Annotated in this window: 13 protein-coding genes; 7 read left to right on the forward strand and 6 right to left on the reverse strand. The window is 46.3% G+C overall.

Annotation, left to right across the window (positions count from 1 at the left end):
* Positions 1 to 175: 175 nt before the first annotated feature.
* On the forward strand, positions 176 to 2,047 hold the full coding sequence (locus B0D95_RS04530) for a SurA N-terminal domain-containing protein (protein ID WP_078042782.1): 1,872 nt from the start codon (positions 176 to 178) through the stop codon (positions 2,045 to 2,047).
* Positions 2,048 to 2,356: 309 nt separating this feature from the next.
* Complete coding sequence (locus B0D95_RS04535; protein ID WP_078042783.1) at positions 2,357 to 3,364, forward strand: glycosyl hydrolase 53 family protein; 1,008 nt, start codon at positions 2,357 to 2,359, stop codon at positions 3,362 to 3,364.
* A gap of 69 nt (positions 3,365 to 3,433) precedes the next feature.
* Here B0D95_RS04535 and B0D95_RS04540 read toward each other — a convergent pair whose 3' ends face one another.
* From B0D95_RS04540 to flgA, 5 genes are all read right to left on the reverse strand, one after another.
* Positions 3,434 to 5,782, reverse strand: coding sequence for a glycoside hydrolase family 2 (locus B0D95_RS04540; protein WP_078042784.1), 2,349 nt, complete (start codon positions 5,780 to 5,782; stop codon positions 3,434 to 3,436).
* A 42-nt stretch (positions 5,783 to 5,824) separates the two neighbouring features.
* Positions 5,825 to 6,922, reverse strand: a complete 1,098-nt coding sequence (locus tag B0D95_RS04545) for an arabinogalactan endo-1,4-beta-galactosidase (protein WP_246841726.1) — start codon at positions 6,920 to 6,922, stop codon at positions 5,825 to 5,827.
* Positions 6,923 to 7,191: 269 nt separating this feature from the next.
* Positions 7,192 to 7,668: a flagella synthesis protein FlgN gene (locus tag B0D95_RS04550; RefSeq protein ID WP_168172396.1), complete on the reverse strand. Its 477-nt coding sequence runs from the start codon at positions 7,666 to 7,668 to the stop codon at positions 7,192 to 7,194.
* Positions 7,669 to 7,770: 102 nt separating this feature from the next.
* Positions 7,771 to 8,091 carry a flagellar biosynthesis anti-sigma factor FlgM gene (flgM, locus tag B0D95_RS04555; RefSeq protein WP_244904785.1) on the reverse strand — a complete coding sequence of 107 codons (321 nt, stop codon included), beginning with the start codon at positions 8,089 to 8,091 and terminating at the stop codon, positions 7,771 to 7,773.
* A 164-nt stretch (positions 8,092 to 8,255) separates the two neighbouring features.
* Positions 8,256 to 9,050 carry a flagellar basal body P-ring formation chaperone FlgA gene (gene flgA, locus B0D95_RS04560; protein ID WP_078042786.1) on the reverse strand — a complete coding sequence of 265 codons (795 nt, stop codon included), beginning with the start codon at positions 9,048 to 9,050 and terminating at the stop codon, positions 8,256 to 8,258.
* Positions 9,051 to 9,229: 179 nt separating this feature from the next.
* Here flgA and B0D95_RS04565 point away from each other — a divergent pair, with 179 nt between their 5' ends.
* Positions 9,230 to 10,186, forward strand: coding sequence for a chemotaxis protein CheV (locus B0D95_RS04565; RefSeq protein WP_078042787.1), 957 nt, complete (start codon positions 9,230 to 9,232; stop codon positions 10,184 to 10,186).
* Positions 10,187 to 10,238: 52 nt separating this feature from the next.
* Positions 10,239 to 11,114, forward strand: a complete 876-nt coding sequence (locus B0D95_RS04570) for a protein-glutamate O-methyltransferase CheR (RefSeq protein WP_078042788.1) — start codon at positions 10,239 to 10,241, stop codon at positions 11,112 to 11,114.
* A gap of 102 nt (positions 11,115 to 11,216) precedes the next feature.
* Here the strand turns inward: B0D95_RS04570 and B0D95_RS04575 are convergent, their stop codons facing one another.
* On the reverse strand, positions 11,217 to 11,444 hold the full coding sequence (locus B0D95_RS04575; RefSeq protein WP_149867865.1) for a hypothetical protein: 228 nt from the start codon (positions 11,442 to 11,444) through the stop codon (positions 11,217 to 11,219).
* Here B0D95_RS04575 and flgB point away from each other — a divergent pair.
* From flgB to B0D95_RS04590, 3 genes are read left to right on the forward strand one after another with little or no spacing between them, the layout of a single operon-like run.
* Entirely contained in the window at positions 11,437 to 11,838 is a 402-nt protein-coding gene (gene flgB / locus B0D95_RS04580; protein ID WP_078042790.1) for a flagellar basal body rod protein FlgB, read from the forward strand. The two genes, B0D95_RS04575 and flgB, sit on opposite strands and share 8 nt — an antisense overlap.
* Positions 11,839 to 11,896: 58 nt before the next feature.
* Positions 11,897 to 12,346: a flagellar basal body rod protein FlgC gene (flgC, locus tag B0D95_RS04585; protein ID WP_078042791.1), complete on the forward strand. Its 450-nt coding sequence runs from the start codon at positions 11,897 to 11,899 to the stop codon at positions 12,344 to 12,346.
* A gap of 18 nt (positions 12,347 to 12,364) precedes the next feature.
* Positions 12,365 to 13,069, forward strand: coding sequence for a flagellar hook assembly protein FlgD (locus tag B0D95_RS04590; protein ID WP_078042792.1), 705 nt, complete (start codon positions 12,365 to 12,367; stop codon positions 13,067 to 13,069).
* Positions 13,070 to 13,117: the final 48 nt, after the last annotated feature.

Below are 13,117 nucleotides of genomic sequence, written 5' to 3' on the forward strand. Positions count from 1 at the left end.
AAAATACTCTGAATACCAAAGCATAAAAAGCGCATCTAGGTGCGCTTTTTTTTTAATCGCGTGACTTTTTACTAATCAAGGCCTGTGTCTTGAACAACATCGAATAATTAAGTACTTAGTGTCTCTGTGTGCTGTTGATTAGCGCAAGACATCCCCATCATGCTAGGAGTTTAAAATGTTACAGAACCTCAGAGATAATTCCCGAGGAGTAATCTCTTTCATCTTAATCGGATTTCTGGTGATCATTTTTGCCCTTACCGGTGTTGAAGCACTTTTCAACTGGGATACTTCCGCCAATCAAGCAGCGAAAGTGAATGGTGAAACGATTACGGAAATGGATGTAAATCGTGCAATTGGCATGCAAAAGCAGCAGATGCTGAATGCCTATGGCGATCAAATTCCGGCTCAATTTTTAAGTGATGAATATCTGCGCAAGCCAGCAATAGATAATTTGGTTCAGCGTTTGATTTTATCGCAAGCAGCGAAAGAGGCTGGCATGGCGGTAGGTGAAACCTACTTGGCTCAACAGATTGCCACTGCGCCACAATTTAAAAATGAAGCCGGTGTTTTTGACAATAATGTCTATCAAGCGCTATTGCGTAATTTGGGTTATACCCATAGCACCTATACAAAAATTCTTTCTGACGAGTTGTTGATTAATCAATTACAAGCCGGTGTTGCTGAGAGTGCATTTTCTACACCAGCGCAGCTTGATGATATCGTTGCTCTTAGTTTCCAATCCCGTGATATTCAGTATGTGATTTTGCCATCGGCAAAAGTGCGCGACTCAATTGAGCTGCAAGATTCAGAGGTTCAATCTTACTACGATGCTAATCAGCCAATGTTTGTAAGCGAAGAGCAAATTGCTGTCGATTACATCAGTTTGAGTGTTCAGGATTTGATGGCAAATGTGTCTATTTCTGAAGAGCAACTTCGCGCTCAGTATGAGCAAAACTCAGCCGCTTTTGTTGCTGCGCCTGAGCGTCAAGCAGCACACATTCTGATTGAAGGGAATGATGCAGATAAGATTAAGCAAGTTAGCGAAAAGCTGGCCTCAGGTGTTGAGTTTGCCGCTGTCGCCAGTGAGTTTTCAGATGATTCTGGTAGTAAAGATCAAGGCGGTGATTTGGGCTTTACCTCAGGTGATGCCTTCCCCCAAGAATTTGAAACAGCACTTGCTTCTCTTAAAGTGGGCGAGGTATCTGGACCTGTTAAAACAGATGCTGGTACTCACTTTATCAAGTTATTAGCGGAAAAGAATTCAACTCCACCATCATTTGAAGAGCAGAAAGCGGCCATTGAAGAGCAATTAAAGCGTGCTGAAGCCGAAGTCAATTTTGTTGCCCAACTTGAGAAGCTGCGTGACCTCTCTTATAACGCTGAAAATCTGGCTGAGGTTGCCAAGGAGTTAGGCCTTAAAGTAGAAAACTCTGGTTTGTATGAGCGCAGTAAAGGAAAGGGCCTACTTGCCAGTCCTAAAGTAACAGAGGCGGCTTTCTCTGATGAAGTATTGCGTGAAGGTAATAGTAGTGAAGTGATCGAAATAGATTCAAGCAATGTGCTGGTACTTAAAATGACCGAGCACAAGCCAAGTCAAGTTAAGCCGTTGGCTGAAGTGAAAGAGCAAATTGTGAATACACTGAAAGACCAAAAAGCGCGCGTCTTACTGAGTGAGCAATCCAATAAATTTATTGCGGATCTGAATGCAGGTTCTACTTTGGCTGATTTGAGTGTTGCTGCAGGTTTGGAAAGCAAAGAGTTTAAAGAGGCAACACGTAATACTGCTGACGCGGATGGTGATGTCTTGCGTCATGCTTTCTCAATGTCCAAGCCAGCCGCTGGTAAGCCATCTGTTGGAAATGTTATGACCTCTGGCGGTGATATGGCGATTGTGGTTGTACAGTCAGTCAGTCCTGGTTCATTCGAGAAAGTGACGCCAGAGCAAAAGACAACCATTAGCGCGCAGTTGGCTTCTATTTATGGACGCAATGATTTCTCTGGATTTCAGAAATTCTTAAAAGATTCAGCTGATATTGTTCAGAAATAACATTCAATAGTTAGTATCGACTAAACGAAAAAACCGCGCTTATGCGCGGTTTTTTCGTTTGGGTCGACAAATTTTTTATGTTGCCTATATGACGTGTACATCACGTCTCTCCCTGATAGTGGCCAGAAACTCTCCTTTATTGAGAATTTTGACTGAAGGTCAGTGCTCTTGATAAAAGATAATATATGTAATATAAATAATCTTATAGGGCGGGGCTCTATGATGTAGTGCTGAGTTGAGCTGTACAGCGTGAAGGGATGCATGAACACTGAATAACAATAATCTTTGAACTCTAATGGAAATATCCCTATGAAACTCACTAAAAATGTTCTTTCTGCGTGTGTTGGAGCCGTATTGGCTCTGTCTACTGTTTCCGGATTGGCTGCGCCAGTTAAAGGAGCGGATGTTAGTTGGATGTCAGAGATCGAGGCTAATGGCATCAGCTTTTATAATCGCAGTGGGGTCAAGAAAGATATCCTGGCGATTATGAAAGAGCAGGGAATGACTGCGGTACGTTTGCGTGTATGGGTTAATCCTGCTGATGGTTGGTATAACTCGACGCAAGATGTTGTTGCAAAGGCCAAGCGCGCAAAGGCAGCGGGAATGAAAGTCATGATTGATTTTCACTACAGCGATAGCTGGGCCGATCCGGGCAAGCAAACAAAGCCTGCCGCCTGGAATGGCTATAGTTTTCAGCAGTTGATGGATGCTGTATGGAACTCTACACGTTTCACTTTGCAGGCTGTTAAAGATGCCGGTGTGACGGTTGATTGGGTTCAGGTTGGTAACGAGACCAATAACGGGATGTTATGGAATGAGGGTAAGGCCTCCGTCAATATGAAAAATTATGCCTGGTTGACAAACACCGGGTATAACGCAGCAAAAAGTATTTATTCAAATGCAAAGGTCGTTGTGCATTTAGCAAATTGTCACGATAACGCTAACTTCCGTTGGATTTTTGATGGGCTCAAGGCGAATGGTGCAAAGTTTGATGTGATTGGTGCGTCTTCGTACCCGACGAATGCGACAGGCTATACTTGGCAGTCGGCGAATAGCGCTTGTTTAAACAACTTGAATGATATGGTTGCGCGCTATGCAGTCCCGGTAATGGTTTCAGAGATTGGAGTGCCTTGGGATCACGCACAAGCGCAAACTATTGTGAAAGATATGATTACCAAAGTTGGGCAGGTGAATGGCGGCAAAGGTGAGGCCATTTTCTACTGGGAGCCTCAAGCACGCCCTGGCTGGAAAGGTTACACCTTGGGTGCAATGGATAATAATGGAAAAGCAACCGCTGTATGGGATGCGTTTAAATAGCTATTGTTGATTGGCTTGATGTGAATAAAAAATGCCCCGTATTGTCACGGGGCATTTTTTTAGGAGATGTTATTTAATGCTTATCGCGGCAGCGTTGAGATTGCTCGATTCTGCTGTGATGTTTATTCCATCCAATGAATCCCCAATTTCTACCAGCGCACTGGCGATACCAGCGGCGGTATTTACTTCTACGGGGCTAATGAGTGTTGCCGGGCCGCTAACTGAAAATTTCACCGGAATATTGTTGCTGTATAAAGGGTTGCCTTTGTTGTCTTGCAGTTGTGCATAGACAAAGATGGCGTCTTTTACCCCTGGTTGCGGCTCTTTTCCGCTGGTATCTATTGATAATGCCAGTGAGTGTGCTTCGCCTGGCGTCACTACAGTATGTTCGGCAACAATATTCCCGCTGCGATATGCAACTGCTTTGAGTTCGCCGGCTTCAAACTTATCTACTACAAATGTAAATGGTGGGTGTTTTAAATTGGTTGTATTGTTGTTTTGGTCGGGCGTTTGTTTGGCAATCATTTTACCGTTCACGTAAAGTGCCACTTCTTCGGCGTTGCTAAAGACACGAATATTTAATGCAGAATTTTCTGACCACTCGCTTGCAATAAATACCATGGGGCCAGAGGCGAATTTATCTGAGACCTCATCCGGGTCGCGTTGGCTTTGATAAAAGTAATAACTGTATTTGGGAAGGCGATCAATGCTCATAATTCCCGAGCTTTCCAGATCGGGCGCGTAGCCGCGATTGTAATCAAACATGACCCAATAGCCGTCCGCAAATGCAGGTGTATTAAAATTATCATTGTGGGCTTCCTGAATATTTGCAGCTTGCTGCAACAAGCGCTTTTCACCATCGCTCAATAATTGACGGCTGGAGCGATCAGCTTGTAGCAAGTTTGCCCATGCACTTTGATTTAAGCCGGCATTCATCGCGTAATATTCCCAGTCACCATATTCACTGACGACGTAAGCCTTGGTTGGAGTTTTGTAATGCTCCAAGCGGTGTTGGCGTGCTTGCAGGTAAATATCGTAACCATATTCTTGCCAGCCCGCCGATAAGGCGCCGGGGTATTCTTGTTGGATAATCGTGGTGAGTGAGTCGATAAAAGGCTCTGTCATCCAGGATTCGTTCAGTGAGCACTCCCACGCCATCACTGACGCATGATTGCGATCGCGACGAATCAGATCGCGACACGTTTGCTGGATTTGTGCTTGAAATGCGGTGTCTTCAGAAAAATATTGCCAACCCAAAATGGCATCGAGCAACACCAGGCCCAATTCATCAGCCGCGGCCATAAAGGCAGGTGAGTGAGGGTAGTGTGAGAGTCGTACATAATCAAAACCTGCCGATTTTATTTTTACGGCATCGCGATAATCCGCTGCATCGGAGGTTGCATAGCCTATGTAGGGATATTCTTGATGACGATTTACGCCGCGTAAAAATGTTTTCTCGCCATTGATATGAAGTTGTCCCTCAGCCCATTTGAACTCCCGAATACCAATGCGTGTAGTGTGTTCATCAACGAGTGCATCGCCTTCATAAACACGTGTTACAAGGTTGTATAAATTGGGGGCTTTAGGCGACCAAAGTCGTGGGTTGTTAAGAGTGAATTCAATGGTGTTTTCTGCATCACTATTGCCATTAATGGTTTGTGATTCGCTGGTATGTTCGGCAACAGATTTGTCTCCATCCATGAGTTGTTGCACTACACGAAATACTTTGTTAGCGGCGTTTTTATTAACCAAGTGGGTTTGTACGTTCAGGGTTGCTTGCGTCGCATTAACCTGCGGGTAGCGAACGAAAATGCCGCCGCTTGCCGCCTTTCCAGCGGCAACAGCATCGCTGATGTGCAAGTCATTATCGATTTGTAAATAGATGTGGCGATAAATACCGCCATAAGTATTGAAATCCAAATCGTGTAACGGTTTTGGGCCTGTTACCGGGTTATCTCGGTTGTCCAGCCGAACCATTAATTCGTTAGGTGCATCCCAATTTAATTGTTGGGTTAAATCCACTGAAAATGGTAGGTAACCGCCAACATGGGTTGTTAGCTTTTTACCATTCAACCACACATCCGCAACATTCATGGCTGACTCAAATTTCAAACGGATATGCTTTCCTTTCCAGGCGGGTTCGGTAGTAATGGTTTTTTTGTACCATGCGTCGCCCTGGAATTGAGCATTGACTACCAGTGGTTCAATTTTAGGTGTGTGTGGAATACTGACATTTTCCCACTCGGTTTGTTGTTGTGCTGCTGTGAGATCAAGCGCTTTTTCACTGCGAAAAAATTGCCAGCCCTGATCAAAGAGTGCATCGCTCACAAGGTTTGTGTTGGGCGTTGGGTTTGGTGAGCAGGCGGCTAGTAAACAGCACAGCACCAGTGCGCCAAGGTGTGATAATTGTTGATTCATTGTTCGTCTCGCTTTTCAATATTATGTCAGTGTAATAATGAGTTAGTTGTCGTTTTTGTTGGAGAAAAATAAGAACGCGGGCAACGCTTTATTGCCATTGCCTGCATCAAAAAATGTTGCGTTTTCCCAGTGTGAGCCTGTTCCCCACAGGGTTTTACATTTAGTGCTCACCCATGCCGGTTCCCAATACACAACGCCCAAACCGCCTGATGTTTTTACCAGGTTGCGCAGTGTTAATAGGTAGCTCGCTTGCCCCTTGGGTGTTGCTGGAAAATTGCGTTGTATAGCGGTTTTGCCAAGTACATTGGCTGCTTTGTCGAAATTATTTAAGGTGTAGGGGTAGGCTGTTTCGACAATAAGAACATCTTTTTGATAATTTTGCCTTAAGGTTTTTATCGCATTTGGTAGTTGCGGTAATTGATAAGTAGACCACTGTGGATAATAAGAGAGGCCAATAATGTCATAGTCAAGTACACCGTTTTCAGTGGCTTGCTTAAACCACCAGAGTGCGTTTTCCGGTTGGGCGATATGCAGCACTATCTGGATGGGCTTATTGGATTTTTTACTGTAATCGCGCACGGCTTTTATGCCGCTATTCAATAGGGTGGCGTTACGCGACCAATCAGGAATGCCTTTTACCAGCTTGTCTTCATGTTGCAATATTTCGATATTGGTTTCGTTGCCAACTTGAACCAGGTCGGGCAGGGCATTGTGTTCGTCAAGTGTTGCAAGGGTTTGTGTTGTGTAGTCGTATAGTGTTTGCGCCAGTTCACCTGTGTCGCTAATGTGTGCCCAGGCTTTGGGAATAAATTGTTTTTCGGGGTCGGTCCAGGTATCCGAGTAATGAAAATCCAACAGGGTTTTCATGCCGCTGGCTTTTGCGCGTTGCAGGGTTTTGGTGGCATCTGCCAGATTGGAATAACGTGTCCAGTCCGGGTTATGCCATAGGCGCACGCGAATCAGATTGGCTCCTTTATTGGCGAAAAGTACGAACGGATCCTGACGTTTACTTTTGTCGTAATATTTTGCGCCGCAGTCCTCCATCTCATTAACGTAAGACAAGTCTGCGCCCAGGTAAAAGGGTGTGCTGGCATCGGCGGCTAACACCATGTGATTAAGCAGGCAAAGTAGTATTGCCATGGAGTATTTCATTATTTGTCTGCCTTTATTGTGCTGTATGCCGTTGGCATTCAGTGTGGTTCCAGGTTGTTAGTGGCGGTTAGGGTGGGCTGGTGTTGTGCATCCGTGAAATGTAGCTCTTAACGCTATAAATCATATATATATTCTAATATTAGCGATTTGAGAAAAGATGTCAATACAAAGCCAGTGCCTTGTGTGTGCAGGTATTGTGGGCTGGAGGGGGGATTGGCCTGCAGTGCGCGCGCAGGCCGGGGAAGCTGTTTTGCGGATTAAGCCTTCGCGACAGTGAAGGAGGAGGTTTGCTCGGTTTTGAGACCTTGTGCGGTATAGAGTGAGGCTGTTGCAACTTTGCCGCGTAAGAGGTTGAGCAGGTGATTCAGGGTTTGTTGGGAGCGGGCAATCATTTTGCCATTAATGTCATTCAGTTCCTGGCATTCTTCAAACTCGCCAATCAGGCGCTGCCAGTCTTCGCGCAGTGGCAAAGTGGCCGTATTGCGTTGGAGAAAAAGATCCCATCCTTCTGCATTGGCGGGCAGGTTCAGCGCATTGAGCACTTTCTGGCGCTGTTTGCTGTTATGGCCGAGCTGGTTTACGAGGGTAGTTTTTTGCTCGGCGATAATGGCCAGTTGATCCTGCTTGCGTTGTGCCAGTTGTTCGCGCTCATCAATTAACAGTTGCTTTAATTGTTGAATTGCAGCGGAGTCCTGCGCAAGCATTTGGCGCAGTAGTGTGATATCAAGAGACATAGCAACCTCTTTTTTAATAGGCCCTAAAAGGTGGGCGGGTAATAAATCAACGCAAATCACAAGATGGCGCAGGGGAGGCGCGTACTTGCGTTTGCATTGGGTTTAGCCGAGCAGATCGTTTTGCTTGAGCATATTCTCTGCGATACGTTCCGGGTTTATTTCAAAGCGTCCTTCTGCAATAGCGCGACGAATTTCTGCAACCTTTTCAAGGTTTACATCTGGTGCGCTATTGATCTTGCTTTGTAGCCTGCCGAGTGTTTGCGCCTCCTGGCTCAATACAACCTGGTCGCTTGCCGTTTGGGCGGCCGGTGGCGATGATTTTGTCTCGGTAGTTTTGGCATCTGCCGTGGCAGGTGCAGCAGGTTTGCTACGAGCGCCCTTGGCATTGACCGAGTCAAGCGAGTTGTTGGTGTTAAGAATCATGTTTTTCCCCTTGGTATCATCGGGCCTGTATGCCGGATGACTGTTAATCTAAAAGTCGCGGTTGCTATGTCGTGACATTTGGGAGTCCCGGTTTAAGGTTCTCCTGTTAAGGATATCGGCCAAGGCCGGATTAACTTTAGCAACATTTTTTAAAAAACCCAGGCCTATAAGGTTTGTACAAGCCCTTGATTTAAAACGACTCCCGTGACAATGCGATCTGATGAGCTATTGCGCACCCTGATTTTCTGGCCAAGCCGACCATCTGCCAATGCAACGCCTGAGCTGACCACTTTGATAGCGCCAGCCTGTGCTTGTAATGTGACTATCTCGCCGCGCTTGATCGCGGTGGGGGCGTCCAATGAGCTGGTTTTGAATGCCTCGCCTTGCCCTATATTTCGCTTTGCCTCTTTACCGAGTATTTGCTCCCTGTCCAAGGCATAGCCTTGCCTGATGCTGCTGACATTGGTCAGGGTGTTGGCTAGATGGCTATCATTTATATGTTCACCGCGTGCAATAGTGCGTGCTGCAACGGGGATTTGCCGGTAAATCATGACCTGTGCAGGGACATGGACTGCCCAGCCTTGCGGTGTTGGGCAGCGTGTTTGGACGCTAATGCTACCGCCAAGGCCTGTTGAGTCTTGCAGGTTGAAATGCAGCGGTTCCGCACAGGCCTCAAGCCGCAGGCGGCTATCAAGGTTGCCAACCTTAATGTCCAGTCGTTCATGGGGCTCTTGGGCATAATGCGTCGCCAAAAAATTGGCAACATCTTGTTTCAGTGCCAGAGGCGAGTAGATTTGTGCGTTAGCGGTCATGCTGGGTAACGCGATGAAAAGGGCGCCAGCCAGATATTTAACCCCTGCGGCTGAATTGTGGGTGCGTTTTTGCGCGAGCGCCCTGTTGGCGGGGATGCTCGGTAAAAATTTCCGTAAGAAATTGCTGCAAAAACTAGGAAGTTCCATATTTTGGCCTATCCTCAAGGGTAAGAACCGAGTGTCACTCGCTCTATTAAATTAACGACTAAAGTCTGACACTTTTTTGCCGCTAAGCTTCTTAAATGACATAAAGCAAATACTGTGCCGCACGCTGCAGTTCTTGTAAGTGATGTCTTTGCTGACTTTTCAATCAATGAGGTAATTGCATGGCTGGGGTAATGGATAGTGTCAATCAGCGCACACAACTGGTTGGCCAAAATCGTCTTGAACTATTGCTGTTTCGCCTGGGTGGTCAACAGTTGTACGGCATTAATGTGTTCAAGGTGAAAGAAGTGCTTCAGTGTCCACAGTTGAATGCAATTCCTGGCCGCAGCTCGGTTGTTCGTGGTGTTGCACATATCCGTGGTGGCACCTTACCGATTATGGACATGAATCTGGCCATAGGGCGCCGTGAATTGCCCGATATAGAAAGCTGTTTTGTTATCATTACCGAATACAATCGCACGGCCCAGGGTTTTCTGGTTCGCTCTGTGGAGCGCATCGTCAATATGAACTGGGGGGATATACATCCACCGCCTAAAGGTGCAGGTAAAGAGCATTACCTGACGGCAGTCACCCAGGTGGATGGGCAGTTGGTTGAAATTATCGATGTGGAAAAAATTCTGGCTGAGGTATCGCCTGCGCGCGAAGAGGTGAGTGCCGGCGTGATTGAGGACGGTATTGCTGATCGCGTAGTGCAGAAGCATGTCCTGATCATTGATGACTCAACCATCGCTCGCAAGCAGATACAGCGTGTTATTGAAGGGATGGGCATCAAAACCACCCTGAAAAAAGACGGGGCAGAGGGCTTTAATTATCTGCTGGATCTGATTAAAGCCGGTAAAGATCCCTACGCTGAACTGATTATGATCATTTGCGATATTGAAATGCCCGAGATGGATGGGTACACCTTTACCGCAGAAGTGCGGAATCATCCGCAGTTGAAAAATCTCCACATTATTTTACATACCTCACTGAGTGGTGTGTTCAATGAAGCGATGGTGCGCAAGGTGGGAGCAGATGATTTCCTTGCTAAATTCCATCCTGATGAGTTGGCAAAACGGGTAAATGATCGGGTGTTGTCGATGACGGGCGAAAGTTTGTTGCCGCCTGAAGAGGTGTGAGTTTGTATTGCTGTCGCAATTGTGCGGCAGCAATTGTTTTTATTGAGAGTCTATGAGTAATAAGCCAACCCCTTTTTCCAAGCCGCTCGGTGGCGATAACCTCAACCAAGCTGACTTTGACCAATTTCGCCAGTTTCTTGAGGAGGCTTGCGGTATTTCGTTGGGAGATAACAAGCAATACCTGGTGACCAACCGCATCAGGCGTATCCTGGAAGAGAACAATATCGCGTCCTTTGGTGAATTGGTTAAAAGCCTGAAGCAGGGTTTTAACCGCAAGTTAAAGGATCAGGTTATCGATTCCATGACGACCAATGAAACGTTTTGGTTTCGTGATAACTATCCTTATGATCATTTAAAAAATGTGCTCCTGCCCCAGTTGATGGCCGGTAATAACCGCATGTTTGGTCCGGTGCGAATTTGGTCTGCGGCTTGTTCTTCCGGTCAGGAACCATATTCCATTAGCATGATGGTTGAAGAGTACAAGCGTCAAAATATGGGGAATTTGGCGCGCCCTGTACAGGTTGTCGCGACCGATTTGTCCTCCACTGTGTTGGATCAAGCGCGTAGCGGGGAATATGACAAGCTGTCGGTGATGAGAGGTCTGTCGTCTGAACGCCTTGAGCGATACTTCGATAATCCGACACCGGTGCTGTGGAAGGTAAAGCCTTTTGTTAAAGAGCGTATCGATTTTCGTTCGCTTAACTTGATGGATTCCTATGCGGCTTTGGGTAAGTTTGACATAGTGTTTTGTCGCAATGTGTTGATTTATTTTAATGCGGATCTCAAGCGTCAGATTCTGCAAAAAATCCATGCATCCTTGAAGCCGCAGGGCATATTGTTCCTCGGGTCATCGGAAGGGCTTGCGGGAGTCGCAGACTTGTTTGATATGGTTCGCTGCGAGCCTGGCATTCTCTATAAGGCGATTTAACGTCTTCTCCTCTATCTAACCTTCTTTCAAGCTCCTTCGTGTTCGGGGAGTTTTTAGTTTTTTTTCTACTGCCATTCGCCGCCTGCTTGCCGTTCCGTTTACTTATTCCCCCTGTGGGCGGAAAAGCTTTGCCGCTTTCTTGTTGCCGCTTCTGAATCCACACCCGACTAAAAATAAAAAATATAAATAAAACAAGGTGTTATCTGCTTTTTGTGCGCTTGGCACAGCCATTGCTTTATCGTCAATAACTGTGGCAATAGAACCCTTGTTGCCTACCGCAATAGTTTTTCCCGGCGCGATGCGTCGGACAGGTGAAACCATTATGTCCATCTCTTTCGATAAAGCACTCGGCATTCATGAGTCTGCACTGCGGTTTCGCTCAGAGCGTGCGGCTGTGCTAGCGAATAACCTCGCCAACGTTGATACCCCTAACTTCAAAGCCAAGGATATCGACTTCAAGCAAGCGCTTAATCAGAAAATGACAGCAAATAACGGATTTCATTTGTCCACCACCCAGTCGGCCCATATCGACGGCAGTGCATTTGCCACCAATGAGGCGGACACCTTGTACCGCACGCCGCAACAACCATCTATTGATGGCAATACGGTTGAAGATCAAATCGAACACGCGGAATACATGAAAAATGCGCTGGCCTTTCAATCCAGTTTTCAGTTTTTAAATAGTAAGTTCACTGGTTTACGCAGCGCGATTCGCGGCGAATAAATCCAGCTGAAGCGTTATCCCTTGCGGTGATAACGTCAATAAATGAATAGGTGAAGCTATGGCACTTGGAAATATTTTTGATATCGCAGGCACAGGGATGAACGCACAAAGTTTGCGTTTGAATACCACCGCCAGCAACCTGGCAAATGCGCAGTCGGCCAGTTCCAGTGTTAACGAAGTGTATCGCAGCCGCCAGCCAGTATTTGCTGCTATCCAACAAGAAGCGATGCGTGCCAGTGTCACCGAAGGTGCATATAGCGATAACGAAGTGGATGCCGCTGCTGGTGTTCAGGTATTGGGAATTGTAGAAAGTGATGCGCCTTTACAGCGTCGTTATGAGCCAGGTCACCCCAAGGCCGATGCGGAAGGTTATGTGTTTTATCCTAACGTCAATCCGGTTGAAGAAATGGCGAACATGATTGCTGCATCTCGCTCATTTCAAATGAATGTTGAAGTCATGAATTCAGCAAAACAAATGGTTCAGCGTGTGCTGACGCTTGGTCAGTAATTAGCGAGGGAGAAATTTATGTCAACTGTAGGTAGTTCAACCAGCAGCTCCAGCGTTACCGACAACCTGAGCATTACCAAAAAGCAGGAAGCCAATAAGACCACCAATGAATTGGGGCAGGCTGCATTTTTGGAATTGATGATCACGCAGATGAACAATCAAAACCCACTGAGTCCGCAGGACAATACCGAGTTTGTAGCGCAATTGGCGCAGTTCAGTTCGGTTGAAGGGTTGGAGCGTTTGAATAAAAGTTTTAACAGTTTTATGTCAAACAATGCGCTTCAGGCGTCCTCCCTTGTCGGGCGCAGTGTCAGCGTAGAGTCAGACAAAAGTACCTTGGTCTCTGGAGGCATAGTCGCGGGTAGTACAGAGCTTACCTACCCGGCAAAAGACATGACCATGAGAATTTACGACAATGCTGGTGCCTTGATACAAACAATTCCTGTGGGCGAAGTGCCAGCCGGTGAGACGGTATTCCGTTGGGATGGCCAAAACCTTGAAGTGAATGGCAAGTTGTTGGATTGGGAGGCGGGCGATGATGCGGCAATCACGGGCCAATACAAGTTTGAAATTACCGCCACTCAAAATGGTAAAGCTGAAACCTTGAATACCTCGCTCAGTGCGAATGTGAATAGTGTAACCATTGGTGAGAATGGCAAATTAATTCTGAATCTTGCCGGTATTGGCGCAGTAGAAGCCGATAAAGTAAAACAATTTAACTAACAGTTTTTGATGTGAATATGAGTGTTTATCTGAACATCAAAATTGATT

The organism is Cellvibrio sp. PSBB023 (genome assembly GCF_002007605.1).
In the GTDB taxonomy this organism is placed as follows: Bacteria; Pseudomonadota; Gammaproteobacteria; order Pseudomonadales; family Cellvibrionaceae; genus Cellvibrio.